Genomic DNA, 24078 nt, shown 5'->3' with positions numbered 1-24078 from the left:
TGGTTTATATATTTATTTTGCTTGTACCGTCGCTACGCTCCAAGTCACATTAAAACAAATATCCCCCCACTCATATTAAAGGTAAGAAAAAAAAGAAGCACCAAACGGCGCTTCTTTTACTTCATCTCATTTATTATAGTTTGAATAAATTTTATATTCTTAATCTTAATATGTAGATAAATAAATGTGCAGGAAATAATTCCTCCAATAGTTCCACAAATAATATCCCACATAGTATCATTTAATGATCCGTTCTGAGCTGTTAATCCAAATATACTATCAGTTGCAAATTCCCATAATTCCCATAAGCCTGCACAAGCAACAGAAAATAAAAATGGAAATGCCACTAAAATAATTGGGTTAATAGATTTGTTGCTCTGATCTCCACATAGATACACACAATAAATAAGTCCATAGAATGCTAATAATATTCCAGAGGCAAAATGTAAAATCTTATCATATGCCTCAAATGCATAAAAGTTCATTACATTAGCTAAATACATTGCAAAGAATATAAATACTAATGTAACAACATAAGCCCCTTTAGATTTTCGCAAAAATGTTTTTGAAAATAATACTCTTGCGGCAAATATAGTTACATATATTAGCCCAATTCGCCATAACTTTTCTCCATCTCTATAGAAATAATCCCATACAAAAGTAACTGCTAAAAGTACATAAAAGATATATGTACATAATAAATGATAACCTAACCTCTTCTTCATATCTGTTCTCCTATATTTCTATTACATTTATATAATAATGTATAAAGGTAATTTAAACAACTTTTCCTTGTTTCTTTAATAAGTTATAAATGAAGTAGGATGATATTCCTCCAACAACTATTCCTCCAATATGTCCATAATTATCTATATTAGGCATACTTAATCCAAACAAAAGATTAATACCTATGACAAAGAGCAAATTTGAAATTGCTCCTTTTTGTATTCTTCCTCTTTCATTATAAGCATATACTAAAAGCGCACTCAATAAACCAAATATAGCTCCAGAAGCACCAACTGATAAAGACGTTGGAGACAAGTAATAGCTTAATATGCTACCTCCCAATCCTGATAATAAATAAATTGTAATATATGCTTTTTTACCGTATAAATCTTCTATCTGTTTTCCTATAATGTATAATGCATACATATTAAATAATAAATGCAATATTCCTCCATGTAAGAAATTACAACTTATCAATCTCCACCATTCATCACCAAAATATATATAAGGTCCATACTTTGCTCCCATATCTAATAATACGTAGGGATCTATATCAAAAATATTTCTTGATTTTAAAGCACATATAATAAAAAGAGCCACATTAATAATTATCAGTGTATATGTTATACAATATCTCTTAAACTCACTCACTATCTTTTCATTATTAACTGTGACATTTCTTATTATTCTTACAATAGGTTCACACCCTTGATCACAATACAAGATTTTACCAGATGAATAATCTACTACAACTTTATTATCAATAGAATATGAAGGATTATATATACTCTCGCTTGTAAAAACTATAGTATGTAAACTAAATCCCTCCCCCTTTTGTTTAAGGTAATATAGGGCTTCGTTATAATCTATATTTTCATACTTATCATCTGTTAGTATTATTGCATAAATACCTTGTGGAACTCTTTTTAATGCAATAGTCATTTGGTTATTCCTATACTGACTGATATAAAATTCTACATAAAAACCTTCTTTAGCTGTAATATAACTGAAGAACTTATCTTTTAGCCTATTCATATTCCTCTCCTCATCACTTTATTATGTAACACTTTTTTTATATAATTATATAATAGACCTCGTTCAAGGAGAATACATATGAAAATAAATAAACTTAATAAAATATTTAAAAATATACTAATACTATTTAGTGCAATTTCACTTTTAGCAGCTTTTTTTATAGAACAACATAAAACCTTTTCCCTTACCGATATACTTTTTTTGACAATATTAATAATACTACTTGCTCTTCTACTGTGTTGGAAAAAGCAAGTTACAAATACACCTATTCTCTTTTATGATTTTATACTTATTTCATCCGTTTTTATTTATGACTTAAAAACAACCCTAATTATATTAATAGCTAGCGAAATGCTAAAGAAAGGAATATTGTACTTTTACTACAAAGAAACCTTTTACTTCTTTAATAGTCCTGAATTTAATGAAGTTTTAATTATAATTAACTCTCTATTTCTAGCAAATGGTGCTTTTATAGTATTTTCTCAATACATTAATGATGTACCTTTACTATTTTCACAAATAATAATATTCAATACATTTCAACATATATTTTATCTATTATTAAAATATGTAACTTATATTATAACTTTAACAGAACAGGAAAATACACACTTACTTGATAGTGTTATATCTATACTTATCAACTTTGCTTACTCTACAGTTTTTACATATTTAGGGCTAGTACTTTATACAATATTAGGTTATCCACCAATCCTAACCATATTCCTGTTAAACACTACAATATGTTATCTATTTATAAAGAATTATAAAATTACTTCTAACAATAGATTTTTAAGTAAGCTTAAAGATAGTTATCTGATATCTCTATCTCCAAATCATAATTTTTCAGAAAAAATTTATAGTTATATAGATGTACTAAAAGAATTAATTCCATGTTCCCTTATAAGTATCTATCCTATTTTTGAAAATTATAGGTACACATTTCCTATTTGTTATAGATGTGAAGAAAATATAAGTTTAAATAACCTAAAACTAGATCTAAATAATCTAAATAATCAAAATGAATTAAAGGACATTATGGAATCAGAACGCTCAAATATTATTAAAGGATATAGACTAAAAAATAGCTTTAGTTTTGTTTCTAAGTTTAACTTATTAAATTCAAACTTTATAATTGTTCCTATTTGTTATAATTCACCCCCCCTTGCTTTTATCTTAATAAAGCCAAAAACTCCAAATAAATCTTATGAGCTAATTAATAATTTAGTAGATGTTCAACAGTCTATTTCTTTACTTTTAATTCAAAACTATAAATATGTAGATTTAATTCCTAAAAGTATTGAAAATATTGAAAGCTTTATTTCTTCACTAGATTTACTTATTTCAAATAAGGTTTCTTTTACATTAAACGTAATTAGAAACAATTCCCAAGTAGATATAGTAAAGTATTTAATTAAGAACTCTGATAAGTTAGATAAAGTATTTTTATTTAATAGCAATCATATTTATGTAATTCATGCTATTAAAGATACTACAAATGTAAGAAATTATATGAAAACATTGACTCTGAATAATCCTAATTTATCCTTTTCAACATTTGAATTTCCTATAGATGTTAATAATATTAAAGAAATAATTACAATACTAAAAACATCATTTTAAAAGCAACTAAAAAAATTAGTTGTTTTTTATTTTTCTTGAGAAAGAACGTATATTCGTATATAATATAAGTTAATACAAGAACATACATTCTCTATTAAGGAGGTACATTTTATGGACCTTATGGATAAATTAAAAATTCTCTCTAATGCTGCTAAATATGATGTTTCATGCTCCTCTTCTGGATCAAAAAGAAAAAATAATATTAACGGTATTGGAAATGCATCTGAAAGTGGAATATGCCATAGTTTTACACCTGACGGTCGCTGTATATCTTTATTAAAAATACTTTTTTCTAACGATTGTATATATGACTGTAAATATTGTATAAATGGATATTCCAAAGATTTTCAAAGAGTTAGTTTTACACCTGATGAAGTGTGTGATTTAACTATAAACTTTTATAGAAGAAATTATATTGAAGGGTTGTTTCTTAGTTCAGCTATAGTAAGAAATCCAAATTATACAATGGAACTTCTTTTAAAAACAGTAAAAAAGATTAGATTAGAAAAAAACTTTAATGGTTATATACATCTAAAGGCTATTCCTGGAGCTGATGAATACTTAATTAAAGAGGCAGGTTTATATGTTGATAGAATGAGTGTCAATATAGAATTACCATCAAGTAACAGCCTAAAACTACTAGCTCCTCAAAAAAGTAAAGAAAAAATACTTTTACCAATGAAAACAATTAAAAATTCTATCATTAGCCATACAGAATTAAAGAATAGTATTAAATCTACTCCCACTTTTGTTCCTGGAGGACAGAGTACTCAACTTATAGTAGGTGCTACTCCCGAAAGTGATTATAAAATACTAAATTTAACTCAATCTTTATATGATAAATTCAAGTTAAAGAGGGTATATTTTTCTGCTTACGTACCAGTTGTAAAAGATAACCCACTTTTACCCCAAATCACTCATCCTCCAATGGTTAGAGAACATAGACTTTACCAAGCTGATTGGTTATTACGATTTTATGGTTTTAAAGCTAGTGAATTATTAAAAAATGAGAATGATAACTTTGACTTAAATTTTGATCCTAAAACCTATTGGGCATTAAATAACTTTAATGAATTTCCTGTAGAAATTAATAAAGCATCTTATGAAGCTTTACTTAGAATCCCTGGAATTGGAGTAACATCTGCAAGAAGAATCATTAAAACTAGAAGGGTTTGCAGATTAACTTATGAGGATTTAAAAAGATTAGGAATTGTTTTAAAAAGAGCTAAATACTTTATAACCTGTTCAGGTAAATACTATGGAGATGTGGTCTTTGATGATTATAAAATAAAGAGAAAATTATTATCTCAAAATATAAAGAAAAATTCACCTGAACCAAATCAAATTTCTTTTTTTGATGACTATAATTATGATAAGTCTACATCATCTGGAATTATTCTTCCATCAACAAATACTAATATATTAAGTGATAAATTATCATCTTTTAACGGGGAGTTATAATTTATGAAGACATTTTTATATGATGGTACATTTGAAGGATTATTAACAGCTATATATGATAGCTTTTACTCCAAAGTTCCTCCTATTGGTATTTTTAAATCTGAAAGTTACAATTCTCTATTATTATACGAAATTATTTATATAGAAACTGATGAAATTAAAGCCAAAAAGGTAATGAATGCAATAATAACAAAAATTGATTCTAAAACTTTACAAAACTTATATATAGTCTTTCTTAGTAATAACAAAGATGCTGGTATTATAGCATTAAAATATATAAAAGCTGCATTTAATCTTGGAAAAGATATTCACGCTTTTCTTAATTTAGATATAGTTAAAATAGTAGAAGATATTAGAAGAAGAGTTTATCTAGAAGCTCATAGATTTGAAGGATTTATACGTTTTTCTTTAATTGAAAATAAATTCTTATATTCTTCTATTGAACCTGATAATGATATCTTAGAACTAATTGCCGCCCACTTTAGTTCTAGATTTTCCAATGAGTATTTTATAATTCACGACATAAATCGTGAAAAAGCTTTAATATATAATAAAAGAGCTTGGGAAATTACTCATATGACAGTAGATGATTATAACCTTTTTAAAAGCACCAAAGATGAATACATAGATTTATGGAAGTGCTATTTTGAATCTACTACAATAAAAGAACGTAAAAATCCAAAATTACAAAAACGTATGATGCCTATAAGATACTGGAAACACTTAAGTGAATTTTAATAGAAATGACATTAAAATAATACTATAATAAACTATAGTTATATATAGAAAGGGATGTTTTTATGTTAAAGATATCTTCTATAAAAGGAGGAAATAAAATGTGGATAGTTTTTGCTTTATTATCTGCCCTTTTTGCAGCATTAACCTCCATTCTAGCTAAAATAGGTATTGATGGTGTAAATTCTAATTTAGCCACTGCAATTCGTACAATTGTTGTACTTATTATGGCTTGGGGACTAGTTTTCCTTACAGGTCAACAATATGGAATTAGCAATATTACAACTAAAGGATGGATATTTTTAATATTATCTGGAATAGCAACAGGTTTATCTTGGTTATTTTATTATAAAGCACTTCAATTAGGAGAAGCTTCAAAAGTTGTACCTATAGATAAATTTAGTGTTGTTATTAGCATGGTTTTAGCTTTTGTAATCCTAAAAGAAGCTATAACAGCTAAAACTTTAATAGGTGGACTACTTATTACCATAGGTACTTTCGTTTTAATATTATAATATTTCTTTTAAGAATGGATAAGCTATTAGTGTACAAACTTTTAGATGTTCTAGGAGGAAGTTTTATGGATAATAATAAAAATAGGCTTAAAGATCGTCCTAAATCTAATGCTGAACTTAGAAAAATGTATTCTGAAGCAGGAGCTGAAATAGGTATAGAAAAGGGTAAGAAAATAGGAGCTCATGCTAATGGCAAAAAATACACTAAGAGATCTAAGTTATCTCATAATAAATAGGAGGAATCAATATGTCATGTAATTATGGTTGTAAACATAAAAAAACTAAAGCTGATCCTACTTCACCAAACTATTCTAAAGAAATAAATAATAAGGCTCATCAAAAAAGTCCTTTCGGAGAAGATGAACCTTCAACTCACACAACCTATAAATAATATAAGGGATGTAGATTATACTACATCCCTTATATTATTGAATATTAATTCTCTTATTTCTATTTGTTTTTCTTTCTATTTTAGGCATTATTATTTGAAGTAATCCGTCTTTAAACCTACCTTGAATTCCTTCCCTATCAACATTTTCTACATAAAAACTCCTTAAAAAATTTCCGTAATGTCTTTCTTTTCTTATAAAATTATTATTGTTATCTTCTACAAACTCATCTCTCTTAGCAGATATAATTAAATTATTATTTTCATAATCTAATTCTATATCTTCTTTTTTCACTCCTGGAAGCTCTGCTTCTACAAGATATTCATTATCTGTTTCTCTTATATCTGCCTTAAAGCTACCGTTAATATTGCTCATATCAAAAAAGTCATCATTAAAGAATTCTGATAAAAAGTTATCAAAGACATCTTCTTTATATACTCTATTCATCTTAAAAGGTATTAATCCAAACATAAAATATCACTCCTAATTATTTTATTTCTATCTTTTTAGAATTCTCTATCTTTTCTTTTGGCATTGTAACTTTTAATACCCCTTCTTTAAACTCTGCACAAATCTGTTCTTCATCAACATTTACTATATAAAAGTTTCTAGTAAATTCACCATAATGCCTTTCCCTTCTTATATAGCTATCTTTACTTTCTTCATTGGCTTCTTCACGCTTTCCTCCAACAATTAAGTAACCATCCTTATATTCTAGAGTAATGTCTTTCTTCTTTACTCCTGGTAATTCTGCTTCTAGTATATAGCTAGTGGCTGTTTCCCTAATGTCTGCCTTAAACTTAATTCCCATGTTCATATTTCCAACATGGTCATCCTTAAAAAATTCTGTAATGAAATCTTCTAATGACTCGCTTCTTTTCTTTACATCATCTGTTTTAAAAGGTACTAATCCAAACATACTTAACAACCTCCTTAAATCCTTTCTACAAGTATTATTATGCGCTTAAAGTCAAAGAAAGTCAAAATCAACCCAGTGAGAATTTTACTTTCACATTGAGAAAGAAAAAGCTTTAACCTTATATTTCTTTCTTTTCAATTCTTTTAATTAATTTTCATCTTTTTTCCTCGAAAATAAAAAAAGTGTGGTGGATATTTATTTTGCTTATTCCGTCACAAAGCTCCAAGTCACATCAAAACAAATATATATCCCACCTATGCTAAAGGTAAGGAAAAAATAAAATTATTATCCTTAATTTATTTTTTTTAATATAAGATTCTAATAATACCTTTGATTTATAGCTAATTTAAATTTTATACTTTCCAATACATAAAAAAATAGTTAGAAACTTTTTTATTTCTAACTACTTTTCTCTATTTTCTTGTAATATCTTCTTTAACTTATTTTGAACTAACCAAAGACTTTTTTGCTTTCTATTATAAGCTACCATCCTATTTTTATTATTTCTATTCTCTTCTAATAATCTCATATATTCATTATCTGCAATTTTTAAAGCATCTTCTATAACCAAAAGTTCTTCCTTACTAAACATAAAAATCCTCCTTATGAATATGAAAATCTTTAGATATTATATCATATACATTAAGTTTATTGAATTTTTATTTTATATACTTTGATATTTCCTCTTCTCAATTTTAATATATCTACTGCTTTTCTATATTGTTATAATTTCTGTAGCCATTTTGTATACTCACTATCATTACTATTCTTTAATATGAGATCTTTTCTGCAATCTTCAAATTCTGTAGCCATATCATATATTTTATATACTAATGGCATCATTTTCTCTGACAATCCAAGCTCATCCTTCTCCTTAAATAGAGTTAAAACTTCATTTTTTAGTTCTAAGTATATTGAAGAACCATATTCCTTAGCAGCAGCTATACCAGAAAGTAGAATAAGCTTAAAGTGTGGATAATCTCTATTTTCAACTGCTATATTCAAATACCAGTTTAGTATATTTCTTTCCCCCCATAAGGAATCCTTCTTACAGTATTCATTTTTCACTAAGCTTTGGCTTAATAATTGAGCTAAGGATTGTATATATAGGCTAACTAAATTATCTTTTGGAGTTTTATAATACTCCCCACAATACACTAATTCAACTTTTAAGCTATCTATTATCTCTTTAATCATTTCATTAAATTCACTACCAAAACTTATTTTGTTTAAATTCTTGCTTATTTTAAGCTTATTATCAAACTTATCATAAATATAACTCTCTATATAAATAGAATCCTCTTCTTCTCTTATTCCGCCTGTAACCATATAATCCCCATTACGTTTAACCAATAAATCTTTTATATAATCATCTTCATATACTTTTCTTGATACTATTGGTCCCACATCTTTTATTGTAGGTATTATAACATTTAATAATAACTCTATTTCATGCTGTATTTTTTCTCCTAAATAAAATGGAAGAGCTCTTGTTAACCTTCCTATTGACTCTTCTCTTTGAATATGACCTTTACTTTCCTCTTTTATCCCTTCATTTGCATAAGCTAAAACTATAACCTTTTTGCAATCTTGAGATTTTTTAGGAAGTAACCAAGTTGGTTCTCCTAAAGAGTAATACCATAAAGGAGAATCATATGTTGGCAAAGATATAGATATTTCACCTAACTCTTCTCCAGTTGATTCCCCCTTCATTTTTTCAAATTCATTATATATATTCATAAGATAATTCTTTAAATCAGGTCTTTCTAGCTTTAAAAGTGTGCTTAAAAGTTTTTCCCCATTTTCAATATCTTTTATAACTAAATAACCTCTTAGCAAATTCATTCCTAAATCAATACCGTGAATATCTAATTTATATATGGGAGACATCATTCTAACCATAATATCTGCATATCCAGAAGCTCCCAAATCACCAGAAATCATAGAAAGGGCATACCCATTATCCTTTACTATTTCCATTATGCTCTCATATTCCTTTAATGCTTTATCTATTTCTTTATTATCTAAGTACATTTTCCCAATTAGCACCTGAGGAAACCAACTTCCACTTACCTTACTCACCTTATCTAAGACTTTAATTTCAGCTTCCTTACCTTCTTTTTCATTATAAAGAGCTTTAAGCCACATTAATCCATTAGTTTGATTAGGATCTAAATATATACCTTCCCATAAAGTATTTAACCCCTTATCTTCATGCCCTTGTCCATAATATACTTTTGCTAAGTTAGTAAGTATAGTCCCTGTCTTCCCATACTTATCTATATACTCAAGTAATACCTTCTCAGATTTATCATATTGTAATAACTTCATATATACTATAGCTAAAATAGTATATCCTCTTTCCTTTATCCTATCTATTTCTTTTAAATGTTCAGCAGACTCAACTACTTCATCTATAAATCCATCATTTATAGATGATAGTATTATATTGTATAGTGCATTATCATCATTTTTATATTTCTTTAATTGATCAGGTAATATTTTAGTTTTCCATTCACTCTTAGAGATAACTATCTTTCTTCCATAAGCATCATAGCACTCTATTGTTTCTTCTTTTATATTTTCCTCCCCTTTTACTTCTTCCTTAATAATTTTCCTCTTTTTTAACTTATCAATTATCCCCATAGTATCCTCCTATATAAATTCTCATTATTATTTTACCATTAATTGATTATATGAAAGAAGTTGGGTAGATATTTATTTTGCTTGTTCCGTCACTGCGATCTAAGTCACATCAAAACAAACATCCCCCCACTCATACTAAAGGTAATGAAAAAAAGAAACTGCCTTAACAGTTTCTCATAATTTATTATATATTACGTTCTATCTTTGAAACATTTCTGCTCTTCTTTTTTTAGCTACATAATTAGTTATTCTCATCTTTATTCTTGTAAATTCTTTAACTTTGTAAAATGCTATTACATCTCTTGTAAATAAAAGTGCATCAAATAAAAAATATTTCAAATCTTTTATATTATCATCATCAGCTTCTATAGCATTGCATTTATCAAACAGATACTCTAAATTACTCTTAAAAGATGAGAACATATTAATTACTGTTTCTTCATCTTCACTTTCAAACTCTTTTTTAGCTAAATCTTCTACATAAATAACTAACATATTATTTAAATTATTATATTCATTATATATTTCTGCTATGTTCATCTACTTCTCCTGCCTTATTATTAAACTAAAGAGGTGCTACAAGATTATCAATAATTTTGTAACACCCCTTTATTATTCTTGACCCTTATCTAAAACTTTCTTTAACTTTTCTAAACCAAGTATTAGTGCTCCTCCTAATAAAAAGAATAAAATACTAAACTCCCCAAATCCCATTGGAGCTTCAGGAATTTCTAAGGTAGTTGGTCCCATAACAACTGCATATAATGACCCAATCATTAACCCAATAATTGTATATATTACCTTCGATCTATGGTTTGCTAATAAATATCTAAGAAGCCTTATAATACTTACTATACCTGTAATTACTCCTAGCCCAAAAACTATAACTATTGGTAAATAGCTAAAATCAAATTTAATAACACTTTTTACAGCTGTCATAATTGGAGCATATATTCCAAATATTAATAATAGTGTTGAACCTGATATACCAGGTAATATCATAGCACAAATTGCTATAGCTCCAACTACAAATACATACGCTATTAACCCAATATTTAAATTGTCTAATGAAAGATTTGTACCAGTTCCACCACTTGTTGCTGGATTAAAATATGTTATCGCAGCAACTACTAAAATACCTATTACTGCAAAAATTATATTCTTGTACTTACCTACTATTTCTGACTTTTCTTCTCTAAATATTAATGGTAGAGAGAAAATTATAAACCCTAAAAATAAAGAACTTATTTTATAAATATGTGTTGTAAACACTGATGATATAAATAGCACTGCTAGTACCATACCTACAGCCCATCCGATACCTATCTTTATTAAGAACTTTAATGACTCTAATTTTTCTTCCTTATTACTTTTTGTTGAAACTAAAGAATTTAATGAATTAATAAACTTATCATAAAATCCTAATATAAATGCTATAGTACCACCTGAAACCCCTGGAACACTATCAGCTAGTGCCATACAAAAGCCTCTTATAAAATTAATAATGAACACCTTTTAATTCCTCCGTTACTACTATTTTTACATATTTTAAAATTTGTCACTAGCTTTAATTATATTGTCAAAATTTAAAAATTACAATTCATATTTGGAATCTTAAAAAAGTTTTAATATAACAAAGCTCACATTTATAATCTGCAAGCTGTGTTATTAGTTTTTATTTTATAAGTTTTTATAGTATTTTATTAACTCTTCTTTAGTTTTTATCCCCTTGGCTTGTGGTATCATTAACTCACCTTTATCTCTTCCATTAAGACGTCCATTAACTAAATATTCTTTTCCTACTAACTTTTGTCCCCATTCAATTACCTTATCAACAGTTGGAGTTTTAACATCACACAGTTCAGCAAAGGCTTTAATTATGCAAAGGCCAAACTGAATATCTTCAACAAAATATCTAGAATTTTTGTCTGGAATAAACCCTCCTTCTACCTTTACCATTGGTGAATCTATTCCTTGAAATCCTGGAGCTGTATTTATTTTTTTAGACAATTCTTCAGCTATAGATATTCCATATCTCTTCTTTATTTTTTCCATATCTTCTTCATAAAACTCATTATTATAATTTAATGAATTAAAAATTTCTGTTAATTCATCATCTAAATCTAATAATGTTTGAGAAGCTAAAGTCCCCCACTCTTCATAAAAATATGGATTTCTTGGATATACCTTTTCTCCTTCAACATAATCATTAAATAATTCATATAATCTTGATGGATGCATTGTTGGATTTGATGGTGATAATGTTATAGCTAAGTAATTATTTAAAGGTAAACATGGAATATCAATAAAGCTTGTCATAATCTCACATACCTTTTCAGAATACTTGCTTGGTATAACTCTTAACTTCATAAATTCATTTTTTTGCTTTAATAGAACACACTCACCGTACTTTTCTAATCTAATAATTGAAGGTACTCTTTGACTTCCAAAGAAAATACAACCTTTCTCTAGTAATTCATCTATTAAATATTCCTTACCTCCAAATCCTGGTATAACTCCAACTACAGTTCCTTCCTTTAAATATGGAATTATTTTTTTCAGTGTTTCTTCTATCATAAAAGATGGATATGTTATTAATACATAATCTGCATTTTTAACTGCCTCTTCATAACTTGATGTTATGGAATGTACCTTAACATTATGTCTTAAATTTTTTTCCTCTTCTACTAAAGTTATTTCTTCCTTAAAAACTTCTGGCTTAGATGTATGAAGCCATACCTTATTTCCTTCTTTCATTGATATATAAGTAGCTAAATATGTACCTATATTTCCCGATCCAACAATACAAATATTCATAAAATCATCCTTCCTAATATTGTGAATATATCTTAATAACAAATAATAATAAAAAAGGAACTCTATAAGAGCCCCTTTTTATATCATTAAAATTTTCTAATTAAAACTCCTCTAACATATCTAACAATTCATTAAATCTATGAATTGTAGCTTCAAGGGGCTCTGATGTTGTCATATCAACTCCTGCATCCTTTAAAATATCTATTGGATACTTGCTTCCACCAGCTTTTAAAAATCCTTTATATTTTTCTACTGCATTTTCTTTGCCTTCTAAAATAGCATTTGCAAATGCTGATGCTGCTGCATATCCAGTAGCATATTGATATACATAGAAGTCTGAATAGAAATGAGGTATTCTTGCCCATTCCATATCTATATCTTCATCAACTACCATATCTGGTCCAAAGTAATTAGCATTTAACTCATGCCATTTTGCTGAATAATCTGCAGCTGTTAAAGCTTCCCCTGCATTTAATGCATTATGTGTATATAGTTCAAATTCTGCAAACATTAATTGTCTAAATACAGTAGTTCTAATTTGTTCTAATTCTTGGTTTATTAAATAAAGCTTCTTTTTCTTGTCTTGTTCTTTTTCAATTAAATAATGAATTAGAAGTGCTTCATTTGTTGTTGATGCAACTTCTGCACAGAATAAAGTATACCCGGCATAGTAATATGGTTGAGTTTTTCTTGAATAATATGAATGTAATGAGTGTCCCATTTCATGTACAAGAGTTGAAACATCATTTAATTCGTTATGGTAATTTAGTAGTACATATGGCATGGTGTCATATCCACCCCAAGAATAAGCTCCACCTCTTTTACCCTTATTTTCATATTTATCAATCCAACCACTATTAATACCTTCATTAAATAGATTTAAATATTCTTCTCCAAGTGGTTTAAGACCTTCATTAGCAAGCTTAACACCTTCATCAAATGATATCTTCTCTTTCTCTACTTCAATTATTGGTACATATAAATCATACATATGCATTTGTTCTAAACCTAAAAGTTTTTTCTTTATCTTTACATATCTATGAAGAGAACTTAAATTATCATTAATAGTCTTAATTGCATTCTCATAAACTGACACTGGAATATCATTAGGAGAAAGTGATGCTTCAATTGGTGATTCATACTTTCTTACCCTTGCACTAAAGTTAAAACTCTTAACTGATGAAGTTAATGTAGTAGCTAACGTGTTATCAAACTTCTTATATTCACCAAACAATCTTTTAAATGCAGCTTCTCTAACACTTCTATCCTTACTCTTTATAAAACTTGAGTAATTTCCTTCTGTAAGCTCTACTTCATCTCCATCTTCATCCTTTATGTTTCCAAAAGTCATATCTGCATTAGTAAGCATATTATGTATGCTTGATGGTGCATCTAAACAATCAGATGCTAATGCAAGTAATTCTTCCATTTCCTTAGTTAATATATGTGGCTTTTCCTTTAAAATATCCATTAACATAAACTCATAAATCTTGAATCTTTCATCATTCTTTATAAGATCTTTAATAAATTCATCTGGTAATGCAAGTATCTCTGGCACAAAGAAAGCTCCATAACTTGCAAACTCAGCCATAAAAGCATCAATTTTATTCATATATGATTGATACTTTTGGTTTGAAGTATCTTCATCTGATTTCATATGGGCATAAACATATAATGTTTCTCCAAGTCTTGATACTTTTTCATTTAGCTCTAGATATTTAAGAATTTCTTCTTTATCATTTAATTTTCCAGCAAACTCTCTTAGCTTTGGACTTTCCTTCTTTAAGATATTAAAATCCTTTTCCCAAGCATCCTCATTTGCATAAATTTTTTCTAATTTCCACTTATCTTCTAAGTTTATCTCTTCTCTTTTCTTTACAACTTTATTATCTTCCATATTTTCGCCTTAAATTAAAGGCTCCCTCCCTTCATATATTACCTTTTATATGTATTCTTCTTCCTTGCCTTCTATGGCTAAAAATACTTTTTCCATTTCTTCATTGATTAATTCTACAACTTTATCTAATACATCCTTCATTTCTAAATGTTCTTCCTTATAAGGGAACTTAAGAATAAACGTTGGATTATATTCATCTAATTCCTCTTCTATTCTAAAACCTTCTTCTTCAAATCTTTTTATATTAAAAAGATCATATATTGCTGAGTATTCCCATTCCTCAACATCTTTATTTGTATCAAAATATAAATTTACCTCATTATCTAGAACAAATAGCTTTTTAACATATAAAGCACCTTCATTAACTTCAAAGCTTCCAAGCTCTTTAGTTATAAATCCTGTTTCCTTGTCTTTCTCCATTAAAACTAAACTTGAAAAATCCATATAATTTCTTCCTTTCAATTTTGCTTACATTATATTATCTTCCTTTATTATAGAGTTTATTAGTCAAATTAGGCAATAGTACCAATAAAAATATGATAAAAATCCAACTTTTTTAAAAGATACTCAAAATAATTGTTAAATATTGAAAAAAATTTCTTATTTCATCATTTGTAAAAATATGGTAATATCTTCTTATCCAACAATTAGGAGGGTTATTTATGGAAAGACAACAAAAAGCAAGAAAAAATAATATATCAAGAGTAGCTAGATTAAAAAAACAAAGAAGAAAAAGAAGAATATCCTTATTAATATGTGGTGTATTAGTTATTGGAGTTGGATTCTTTATAGGTTATAAACTTTACATAAAAAATAAATGTAAAGACCTTGGATATGCCGTTGAACACTATCTTACTTCAAAGAAAGCAGATGACGGACTGCTGAGAGTACAAAATATGACTTTGGTTTTCTCTGATGATACTACAGCAATAGTCAAAGCTTATGGTCTTTCAAAAGAAGAACCACATGAAAAAAGTGCTGTTGAAGGTATGTTTAGGAAGGACTCTCTAGATTCTTGGGATTTAGAGAGCACAACCCCATTAAATACTCTTAGTTAGTATTTGCAAATAGTTCGCAAATAGGTGTATAATAGGGTTAGTTAATCCAATTTATGCGTATTTATAGACCAATAATGCATAATATATAGCATATTGGTCTATTATTTTGTTAAGAAAGGATATTATGGGAGCTGATAACTTGATAAAAATTAATAATTTGAGTTTTGCTTACAACAAGAATACTCCTCCGTTATTAAAGAATGTAAACCTAGATATTCCTAAAGGTGTATATCTTTCTATAGTAGGAGAAAACGGGAGCTGCAAAACTACACTAATAAAACTAATACTAGGACTACTAACCCCTATATCTGGGTCAATAACTGTAGATACAGATAATATTGCATATGTACCTCAAAGATTAGATGGATTTAATTCACAATTTCCCATTTCAATTTATGAAATATTAAAAATACACGCAAAATCATTAAAACTAGATCCTAAATCATCTTCTATTGATGTTTTAGAAAAGGTTAATATGCTAAAGTTTAAGGAAAACTTAATTGGTAACCTATCAGGTGGACAACAGCAAAGAGTTTTTATAGCAAGAGCTCTTATAGGTAATCCAGATTTAATAATCTTAGATGAGCCTTCTACAGGTGTTGATGTTAAAAATCAACAAGAAATCTACTCTCTTTTAAGTAAAATAAATAAAGAACAAGGGAAAACTATAATTTCAATTGAACATAATATGGACATAGCTTTAAAATATTCTACACATATATTAACAATAAACAATGGAAAGTTAACCCTTCAATCTAATAAAGATTTTAGGGAAAACTATACACTTCCGGGGGCTTAATTATGTTTGAATTTGATTTCATGAGAAATGCCTTTATGGCGGGAGTAGTTGTTTCAGTTTTATGTCCAATCATAGGTTTATTTATAGTACTTAGACGTAATTCAATGATAGGTGACACCCTATCACATTCATCCTTTGCTGGAGTTGCTATTGGGCTAGTTTTTGGCGTAAATCCAATTATATCAGCATTTTTATTCACTACTATTTGTGCAGTTATAATTGAATTCCTAAGAGGATATTATAAAAAATATGCTGAACTAGTTATGTCAATAGTCTTAACCTTAAGTTTAGGTATAGCAATAATTTTAATTAGCACAGGAAAAGCAAATGCTAATGTTAATTCATATTTATTTGGTAGTATACTAACTGTTTCAAAAAGTGATTTACTTATTATAGCTACAGCCGGTATTATTTGTCTATTAATACTTAGAGTGATTTATAATAAACTTATTTACATTACCTTTGATGAAGAAGGTGCAAAAACTGCTGGTATTAACGTTAAGTTTATTAATTACTTATTTACTATTCTAGTAGGTGCAACAATTTCTCTTTCCATAAGAATAATGGGGATATTAGTTATTTCATCAATTATTGTTGTGCCAGTTGCTACATCTATGCAGCTAAAAAAGAATTTTAATAAAACTTTAACTCTATCAGTATTATTTGGATTAATTGATATTCTACTTGGATTATTTTTATCCTATCATTTTGATAGTGCACCTGGAGGTACTATTGCATTAACATCAGTAATAGTTTTAGTAATTACCTTAATACTAAAAAGAAATGATAATTAAAAAATAAGGCTACTTTGAAGTAGTCTTTTTCTATTCCAATTTATGTAAACATATGTTATATTCTTATTGAGGTGAATATATATGAATGACTACTTTAACGAAGACTTTTTAACAGATCAAGAAGTAAAAAAATCCAAGAAAAAAATTCTTATTGGTACACTAGTATCTTTATGTATATTAATATCACTTATCATATTTGCATTATATGAATTAATATCAACTACCTCTAAAATGTTTCCTCAAAATGAAGAGTTATTATCAGAATCCTTTTCCCCTGATAATAAATATAAAGTTGAGGCCTATTTAGTTGATAATGGAGCTACAACAGATTTTAGTGTAAAGTGTATTTTATTTGTAGATAATAAAAAATCTAAAACTATATATAGTGATTATCATATTAGAGATGCTAATATAGAATGGATTGATAATGATACAGTTTCTATAAACTCTCATATAATCGACTTACCTGACGGAAAATATGATTGGACCATTGATAAAACAGGAACTAATTAACAGTTTCTGTTTTTTTTAATTCGCTATATTTTTTTAACATGAAATTGTATTAATACCTTTTATTTCTATTAACTAGAATTTTATATTTTGCTATACAACAAAAGAAACCGCCTTTGCGGTTTCATACTTACTTATGCCTTTTACATTCCTCGCATACACCTTTCATAATTAAGTTATGCTCTGTTAATGTAAATCCTGTTTCGCTTTGAACTAACTCTTCTATTTGTTTCATAGGACATGGAACTTCAATCTCTTTATGACAAACACTACATTGAAGTAAATGCTTATGTTCATCTCCTTTAATTCTATATGAAAATCTTCCATTATTTAATGAAAACTTGTCTATAATTCCCTTTTCCTCAAAAGCTTCTACCCCTCTATAAACAGTACTTAAGTTAATATCTACACCAAATTTCTTACATTCTTCTAATATATTTTCTACACTTAAGCTTCTATCTGCCTCATATAAAACTTTTAAAATTGCTATTCTACCTTTAGTAACCTTTAGTTCCTTACTCTTTAAAAAGCCATCAAAATTCATCATCTCACCTACGATTCAAGAATAATTAGTATATTTATTATATTATATCATATGAATATATTTTTTTATTTAAAAAAATATCATCTTTATAGCAAATAATATTAATGCTATACCACCTAAGAAGTTTGCATACTTTGAAATAAAGCTTATTTTTCTTAAATATCTACATGAGAAAAATGCAATTGTACAAAAAAATAATGTTATTAATCCAATAAGAACAGAGTCTATAAGTAGTACAAGCAAGCTTCCTAACTGATGGAATGTAGTAAAACCAATTATCAAAGCGTCAATACTTACCGAAATACCAAGTATCACTACCATACTATTTTTTACCAAAAGAGAATTTTCCTTTTCTTTAACTCCATCCATTATCATTAGTATACCAATAGCACCTACAATAATTCCTCCAAGTACAGAAGGAATAGGCAATATATATGTATCAAAATAATATCCCATTCCTCCTCCTATCAAAGTGAATAAAAATTGAAAAAAACCAAAAGACAATATATATCCTATTTTCTTTTTCCTAGTTATTATTGAGTTAACTCCTATTCCTATACTAATACCAAAGGCATCCATAGCTAAAGCTATTCCTATTACAAAAACTCCAAAAACACTCATTTCTTCAACTCCATAATTTTATCTATACATTCTATAAATAGTTTCACACATAACTTATTATGCAAAAAATTTTAAAAAGTCTTTATTATTACTACTTTTTATTGTATAGTATTAAATAGAGTAGATGTTTTATCAAATAGTATATCACATTTAAAGGTATTAGTATAAATTTATAGATATAAGGAGAGTTAATATGCCAAATTGTATTATAGCCCAATCAGGTGGACCTACCTCTGTAATTAATTCTAGTGTTGTTGGATTAATTAGAGCTAACGAAGAATTCAAGATATTCGATAAAGTTTATGGTGGATTAAACGGAATTGAAGGAATTTTAAATAAAAACATTATTGATTTATCCCAAATATCTTCTGAAGATATAGATACATTTAGACTTACTCCATCTTCTGGATTAGGTTCTTGTAGATATAAGATGAAAAACATAGAGGAATCTACTGAGGAATACGACAGACTTTTAGATATTTTAAAGAGTTTAGATATAAAAGCCTTTTTTTATGTTGGCGGAAATGATTCTATGGATACTACAGCTAAACTTGGAAAATACGCTAAAGAAAATGGACTAGATATAAACTTTATAGGTATTCCTAAAACAATAGATAATGATTTAATGTATACCGACCATACTCCTGGATTTGGTAGTGCAGCAAACTTTATTTCTACAGCTGTTTTAGAAACATATTTAGATTCTTCTGTATACATAAATAATGGTATATTTATAGTTGAAACTATGGGTAGAGATACTGGATGGCTAGCAGCTTCTGCTTGTACAGCTAGATATAACGGTAAACCTGTAGCAGATTTTATTTATCTTCCAGAAAAAGCTTTTAATGTTGAAGACTTCTTATGTGATGTAAGAGCGAAGTTTAAGGAACAAAATCAAGTATTTATAGTTGCTTCTGAAGGTCTAAAAACAGAGGATGGAAGATTTTTATCAGAAATGAACGTAATTTCTCAAGATAATTTTGGTCACTCTCAACTTGGTGGAGTTGGACAACACTTAAGACAATTAATACTTGATGCTGGAATAACAACAAGAGTTAAAGCTTTAGAATTAGGAGTTCTACAAAGATGTGCAATGCACTGTGCATCTCAAATAGATATTGATGAAGCATTTAATGCTGGATATGAAGCTTTAAAATATGCTGCTGATGGACATAATGGGTACATGGTAGCAATAAAGAGAGAAAGCAATTCTCCTTACTCAACTTCATTCTTTTTAGTAGAAGCAAATAAAATAGCTAACAATGTTAAATACTTCCCTAAAGAATGGATAAATGAAAAAGGTAATGGAGTAACAGAAGAAGCTTATGAGTACTTTATGCCTTTATTAAATGGTGTTCCTACTTTATACAGAACTAACAATGTTCCACAGTATAAAGTTTTTACTAAATAAATACCACATATAATTTGAAGAGGATTTATCAATCCTCTTCTTCTTTTTCTTTATAAATATATAAAAACACCGGCAAGTAATATGCCGAAATTATAGCCCATATAATTTGAATACATAATTTAATTATACTTTTTAAGGGGAGTATCCAAAAGATTACAGAAATCATCAAAAAAAAGCTTAGAGTTACAAATTTACTTAAATCTGTAGCCACTAGTTTCCTACCACAGTTAGGACATATGATCTCATTAACTTTTTCTTGTTCTAATATCTGGGTGATACTAATATCATACGAACACCTCTCACATTTCCTTGTCATAACCCTCCCCCAAAAAAGTTTTAGTTTCTATTTTTTCATAGAAATATCTTCTACTGCATTTAGAAAATAATCAACTTCACTAATATCATTATATATTCCAAAACTTGCTCTTATCATTCCTGGCATTCCTTTATTATTCATTAACATCAAAGTATCTTTTTCACTTATATTCATTAGTCTTCTACAATAAGGATGCGCACAGAACCAACCTTGTCTTACTGATATACCATAATGTTTTGCTAGTTTCTCTGCAACCTTTTGATGATATATGGAATCTATATTAAATACCCCAATACCCAGTCGATCTTCCCTATTTACTATATCCCCATAGGTCTTAACTCTTGGTATAGAGCACAATCCACATATCAACTTATCTCTTAGCTGAATTTCATGATTCTTTATATTATCAAAACCAATTTTATCAAGTTCTTCTAACGCTTTTGTAATTGCTACTACTCCAAAATAATTTGGAGACCCTGCTTCATCTTTTTCTGGGGGAGATAAATATTCTATAGAATTATCTAATACTATATTTACAGTCCCTCCGCCTTCATTATCTGGAACTTTTTCTTCAAACTCATCCTTCAATCCAACAATTACACCAGAACCAAATGGTGCATATAATTTATGACCTGAAAAAACTAAAAAATCGATACTTTCATCTTTCTCTTTTCCACTCATATCCACCCTAATATGAGGAACTAATTGTGCTCCATCAACTATTATTTTTGCTTTATATTTATGGACAATTTGTGCAATTTTATGAATATCATTTATATATCCTGTTACGTTTGAAGCTCCAGTTACTGTAACATACTTTACTCTACCCTTATATTTTATAAGCTTTTCTTCTAACTCATTAATTTTCAACCTACCACGTTCATCTACTTCAATGTAGTCTACCTTACACTGTCTTCTCCATGGTAAATCGTTAGAGTGATGCTCCATTCTTGTAGATATAACAACATCATTTTTATCTTTAATTAAAACTCTTGCCAAAGTATTAATACCATCTGTTGCATTACTTACATATATTACCGTATACCTTTCTTTATCTTTTATATTAAAAAAATCCAATAGGTATTCTCTAGTTTTGCTATATATCCTAGTTGTAACCTCAGCTTTTTGTCCTGCACCTCTGCCTATGGACCCATAATACTCACTTAAATTAATAATAGAATCTAAAACACATTTAAATGGCGGAGTTGTCGCTGCATTATCAAAATTTACCGCCCTAATCTTAACCCCTCCTAAGATTTCCACCTTAGCGTCTACTCCCATTAATATATCATGAAAGTTAACCACTTTTTCATTCATATGCATCTCCTCCACTATATCTTATTCAAAAATCTATATTTAGGTTCTCTGTTCTATGAAAGGTTACAAACTCATAATATTTAAGGTAACAAGTGACTTTTTAAGTCATATAATTATATTAAACATTCTTTTGGAGGTAAGAAATGAAACCTGATGAAAAATATATGCCATCCAGTTATAGAAAATCAGACGATGACCTAAACTTTATACCTTTTACTTCACCTTCCCCACTAATTGGATGGACTCCTCAGAATTTGTTTGATGGCTCATCAGTTAATAATATTCCTAATAGTATGATTATGACACCTCAAATGAATTCTCAGTTAAATCTTCCTAAATTGGGAGTTAATCCAAACATGAACCAGCAAACACAGCAACCTAATTTATATCCTAATCAGAATAATATGGGATATAATACTCCTATTAACACATGGCAATTACCTAGTCAAGCAATAGATACCAATCCTAGCAGCATGGGCTATGGTGAACCACTATCTGCTAACTTCAATGCTAATAATACTTACAATCCAAATATTCCTAGTAATCAAGGAATTAATACTAATCCAAGTAGCATGGGCTATGGTGAACCACTATCTGCTAATTACAACAATAATCAATCTAAAAACAATACCAATACTCCTAGTAACCAAGGAATTAATACTAACCCAAGTGGCATGGGCTATAATAATCCACCATATAATAGCACTGACAACAGTACTATGAATAATACAAACACATCAAATCAAGGTACTAGTACTAATAGCTATGCTGGTGGATTACCTTCTTCAAACTATAATGCTAATAATATGAACACCATGAATTCACAAAGTCAAGGTACTGGTACTAACCCAAGTTATACTAATAATTCAGGCTATACACCAAATCTTATTAATAGCCCTAACTCTCCTCAAAACAAGGATTTAAGTATTCAGTATCCTAGTGATACTAGTTCAGATACTTTGTATTCTTACAATAACGCAAACCTAAATACTACTAATACATCAAATACTACACCTAATACATCTACTAATAATATTAATAACAATACCACCACTAACGCTAACGTTAAAAATCCAGCTGAGTTACTAAGAAGCTTAAATTTAGACGTTGATGAAGATATTGATTTAATTAGATGTTGTAAAGATGATGATATTAATAAGCTATATAAAGAAATTGAAAATGACTGTCCAGGAATATTATCTTTACTTGAAGCCTATAATATTCCCTCACCAATAGCTAAATTAATAGTAAGACGTATTATAAAAATAACAATGCGTTATTGTAAAAAGTAGGTGAAAGGTTATGATTATGTTTAATGAATTTCTTCCTAGAATAACCTCTACAATTAGATTGTTGCACGCTGCACCTGGTGCAAATAATATTGATATTTATAGCAATGGTAACCCAATTGCTATGAATATAGGTTTCAGCAATATAACTCAATATTACAATATTAATCCTGGAAATAACGAAATTCAAATATATAAAGCAGGTACCTATGACAATCCTATATATACTGAAACCATAGATATAGAGCCTAATTCAACATCAACACTTTGCGTTGTATTACTCGAAAGTACATTGCAATTATTAAAACTAAAAGATGGTACTCCAACAAGTTCGGCTAATGAATCTTATTTAAGGTTCATTAATTTATCACCTGATTCACCTCTACTAACATTATCTTTACCAAATGGTGATACTCTATTCAATGGTGTTGAATATTTAGAGACAACAGGATATTATCTACTATCTCCTGGCATATATAATCTTAAAGTTGAAGCTACTGATGCTACAGTATTAAGTAAATTTATAAGTGAAATCACATTAACAGGTGGTTTCTTTCATACCTTATTTATAATAGGATTATTTGATGGTACTCCAAGAATTGGTTCTTTATTTAAACAGGATGGTACTAAAAAATAGCAAAAAAAGAAGTTCGCTT

General features: G+C 28.1%; 27 protein-coding genes. 13 read left to right on the top strand and 14 right to left on the bottom strand.

Annotated elements, in window-relative coordinates:
- Positions 1 to 116 precede the first annotated feature (116 nt).
- Entirely contained in the window at positions 117 to 725 is a 609-nt protein-coding gene (locus DR024_RS08005; protein ID WP_027099465.1) for a DUF2238 domain-containing protein, read from the bottom strand.
- A gap of 52 nt (positions 726 to 777) precedes the next feature.
- Complete coding sequence (locus DR024_RS08000) at positions 778 to 1761, bottom strand: rhomboid family intramembrane serine protease (RefSeq protein ID WP_111918480.1); 984 nt, start codon at positions 1759 to 1761, stop codon at positions 778 to 780.
- 78 nt (positions 1762 to 1839) lie between these two features.
- Between DR024_RS08000 and DR024_RS07995 the strand changes: the two genes are divergently transcribed.
- The 6 genes from DR024_RS07995 (at position 1840) to DR024_RS17680 (ending at position 6486) form a co-directional block, all read left to right on the top strand.
- Positions 1840 to 3384: a hypothetical protein gene (locus DR024_RS07995; RefSeq protein ID WP_111918478.1), complete on the top strand. Its 1545-nt coding sequence runs from the start codon at positions 1840 to 1842 to the stop codon at positions 3382 to 3384.
- Positions 3385 to 3495: 111 nt separating this feature from the next.
- Positions 3496 to 4845, top strand: a complete 1350-nt coding sequence (locus DR024_RS07990; RefSeq protein ID WP_027099462.1) for a putative DNA modification/repair radical SAM protein — start codon at positions 3496 to 3498, stop codon at positions 4843 to 4845.
- 3 nt (positions 4846 to 4848) lie between these two features.
- Complete coding sequence (locus DR024_RS07985) at positions 4849 to 5583, top strand: TIGR03915 family putative DNA repair protein (protein ID WP_027099461.1); 735 nt, start codon at positions 4849 to 4851, stop codon at positions 5581 to 5583.
- Positions 5584 to 5681: 98 nt separating this feature from the next.
- Complete coding sequence (locus DR024_RS07980) at positions 5682 to 6095, top strand: EamA family transporter (protein WP_027099460.1); 414 nt, start codon at positions 5682 to 5684, stop codon at positions 6093 to 6095.
- 65 nt (positions 6096 to 6160) lie between these two features.
- The gene (locus tag DR024_RS07975) at positions 6161 to 6331 is read left to right on the top strand and encodes a hypothetical protein (protein ID WP_099313761.1); all 171 of its coding nucleotides are present in this window, start codon (positions 6161 to 6163) and stop codon (positions 6329 to 6331) included.
- An 11-nt stretch (positions 6332 to 6342) separates the two neighbouring features.
- On the top strand, positions 6343 to 6486 hold the full coding sequence (locus DR024_RS17680) for a hypothetical protein (protein WP_167539571.1): 144 nt from the start codon (positions 6343 to 6345) through the stop codon (positions 6484 to 6486).
- A gap of 34 nt (positions 6487 to 6520) precedes the next feature.
- Here the strand turns inward: DR024_RS17680 and DR024_RS07970 are convergent, their stop codons facing one another.
- The 9 genes from DR024_RS07970 to DR024_RS07930 form a co-directional block, all read right to left on the bottom strand.
- Positions 6521 to 6955 carry an Hsp20/alpha crystallin family protein gene (locus tag DR024_RS07970; protein WP_027099459.1) on the bottom strand — a complete coding sequence of 145 codons (435 nt, stop codon included), beginning with the start codon at positions 6953 to 6955 and terminating at the stop codon, positions 6521 to 6523.
- 16 nt (positions 6956 to 6971) lie between these two features.
- On the bottom strand, positions 6972 to 7403 hold the full coding sequence (locus tag DR024_RS07965) for an Hsp20/alpha crystallin family protein (RefSeq protein ID WP_027099458.1): 432 nt from the start codon (positions 7401 to 7403) through the stop codon (positions 6972 to 6974).
- Between the two features lie 403 nt (positions 7404 to 7806).
- The gene (locus DR024_RS07960; RefSeq protein ID WP_027099457.1) at positions 7807 to 7995 is read right to left on the bottom strand and encodes a hypothetical protein; all 189 of its coding nucleotides are present in this window, start codon (positions 7993 to 7995) and stop codon (positions 7807 to 7809) included.
- Between the two features lie 131 nt (positions 7996 to 8126).
- Complete coding sequence (locus DR024_RS07955; protein ID WP_111918476.1) at positions 8127 to 10049, bottom strand: tetratricopeptide repeat protein; 1923 nt, start codon at positions 10047 to 10049, stop codon at positions 8127 to 8129.
- A 198-nt stretch (positions 10050 to 10247) separates the two neighbouring features.
- Entirely contained in the window at positions 10248 to 10589 is a 342-nt protein-coding gene (locus tag DR024_RS07950; protein WP_055184728.1) for a hypothetical protein, read from the bottom strand.
- 72 nt (positions 10590 to 10661) lie between these two features.
- The gene (locus DR024_RS07945; RefSeq protein WP_027099454.1) at positions 10662 to 11561 is read right to left on the bottom strand and encodes a DUF368 domain-containing protein; all 900 of its coding nucleotides are present in this window, start codon (positions 11559 to 11561) and stop codon (positions 10662 to 10664) included.
- 168 nt (positions 11562 to 11729) lie between these two features.
- Complete coding sequence (locus tag DR024_RS07940; RefSeq protein ID WP_055184726.1) at positions 11730 to 12866, bottom strand: NAD/NADP octopine/nopaline dehydrogenase family protein; 1137 nt, start codon at positions 12864 to 12866, stop codon at positions 11730 to 11732.
- A 100-nt stretch (positions 12867 to 12966) separates the two neighbouring features.
- Positions 12967 to 14763 carry an oligoendopeptidase F gene (gene pepF / locus DR024_RS07935; protein ID WP_049178592.1) on the bottom strand — a complete coding sequence of 599 codons (1797 nt, stop codon included), beginning with the start codon at positions 14761 to 14763 and terminating at the stop codon, positions 12967 to 12969.
- A 45-nt stretch (positions 14764 to 14808) separates the two neighbouring features.
- Complete coding sequence (locus DR024_RS07930) at positions 14809 to 15207, bottom strand: DUF6762 family protein (RefSeq protein ID WP_065254188.1); 399 nt, start codon at positions 15205 to 15207, stop codon at positions 14809 to 14811.
- Between the two features lie 218 nt (positions 15208 to 15425).
- Between DR024_RS07930 and DR024_RS07925 the strand changes: the two genes are divergently transcribed.
- The 4 genes from DR024_RS07925 (at position 15426) to DR024_RS07910 (ending at position 17927) form a co-directional block, all read left to right on the top strand.
- The gene (locus DR024_RS07925) at positions 15426 to 15821 is read left to right on the top strand and encodes a hypothetical protein (protein ID WP_034866987.1); all 396 of its coding nucleotides are present in this window, start codon (positions 15426 to 15428) and stop codon (positions 15819 to 15821) included.
- A gap of 139 nt (positions 15822 to 15960) precedes the next feature.
- The gene (locus DR024_RS07920; RefSeq protein ID WP_099313825.1) at positions 15961 to 16620 is read left to right on the top strand and encodes a metal ABC transporter ATP-binding protein; all 660 of its coding nucleotides are present in this window, start codon (positions 15961 to 15963) and stop codon (positions 16618 to 16620) included.
- Between the two features lie 2 nt (positions 16621 to 16622).
- On the top strand, positions 16623 to 17414 hold the full coding sequence (locus DR024_RS07915; protein ID WP_065254187.1) for a metal ABC transporter permease: 792 nt from the start codon (positions 16623 to 16625) through the stop codon (positions 17412 to 17414).
- An 81-nt stretch (positions 17415 to 17495) separates the two neighbouring features.
- A complete protein-coding gene (locus tag DR024_RS07910) occupies positions 17496 to 17927 on the top strand; it encodes a DUF5412 family protein (RefSeq protein ID WP_055184720.1) in 432 nt (143 codons plus the stop codon).
- Positions 17928 to 18054: 127 nt separating this feature from the next.
- On the opposite strand, the gene DR024_RS07905 is transcribed toward DR024_RS07910, so the two are convergent.
- The gene (locus DR024_RS07905; RefSeq protein ID WP_099313758.1) at positions 18055 to 18468 is read right to left on the bottom strand and encodes a Fur family transcriptional regulator; all 414 of its coding nucleotides are present in this window, start codon (positions 18466 to 18468) and stop codon (positions 18055 to 18057) included.
- Between the two features lie 69 nt (positions 18469 to 18537).
- Positions 18538 to 19089: a manganese efflux pump MntP gene (locus tag DR024_RS07900; protein ID WP_027099446.1), complete on the bottom strand. Its 552-nt coding sequence runs from the start codon at positions 19087 to 19089 to the stop codon at positions 18538 to 18540.
- 193 nt (positions 19090 to 19282) lie between these two features.
- Here DR024_RS07900 and DR024_RS07895 point away from each other — a divergent pair, with 193 nt between their 5' ends.
- Positions 19283 to 20500, top strand: a complete 1218-nt coding sequence (locus DR024_RS07895; RefSeq protein ID WP_027099445.1) for a 6-phosphofructokinase — start codon at positions 19283 to 19285, stop codon at positions 20498 to 20500.
- Positions 20501 to 20843: 343 nt separating this feature from the next.
- Here DR024_RS07895 and DR024_RS07885 read toward each other — a convergent pair whose 3' ends face one another.
- A complete protein-coding gene (locus DR024_RS07885) occupies positions 20844 to 22139 on the bottom strand; it encodes an aminotransferase class V-fold PLP-dependent enzyme (RefSeq protein WP_027099443.1) in 1296 nt (431 codons plus the stop codon).
- A gap of 137 nt (positions 22140 to 22276) precedes the next feature.
- Here DR024_RS07885 and DR024_RS07880 point away from each other — a divergent pair, with 137 nt between their 5' ends.
- Positions 22277 to 23425 carry a hypothetical protein gene (locus DR024_RS07880; RefSeq protein WP_111918474.1) on the top strand — a complete coding sequence of 383 codons (1149 nt, stop codon included), beginning with the start codon at positions 22277 to 22279 and terminating at the stop codon, positions 23423 to 23425.
- Between the two features lie 10 nt (positions 23426 to 23435).
- Positions 23436 to 24059: a DUF4397 domain-containing protein gene (locus DR024_RS07875; protein ID WP_027099442.1), complete on the top strand. Its 624-nt coding sequence runs from the start codon at positions 23436 to 23438 to the stop codon at positions 24057 to 24059.
- Positions 24060 to 24078: the final 19 nt, after the last annotated feature.

Source organism: Clostridium paraputrificum (assembly GCF_900447045.1).
GTDB lineage: Bacteria > Bacillota > Clostridia > Clostridiales > Clostridiaceae > Clostridium > Clostridium paraputrificum.
The sequence above is the reverse complement of the archived record's forward strand: the minus strand, read 5'-3'. Positions and strand labels throughout refer to the sequence as shown.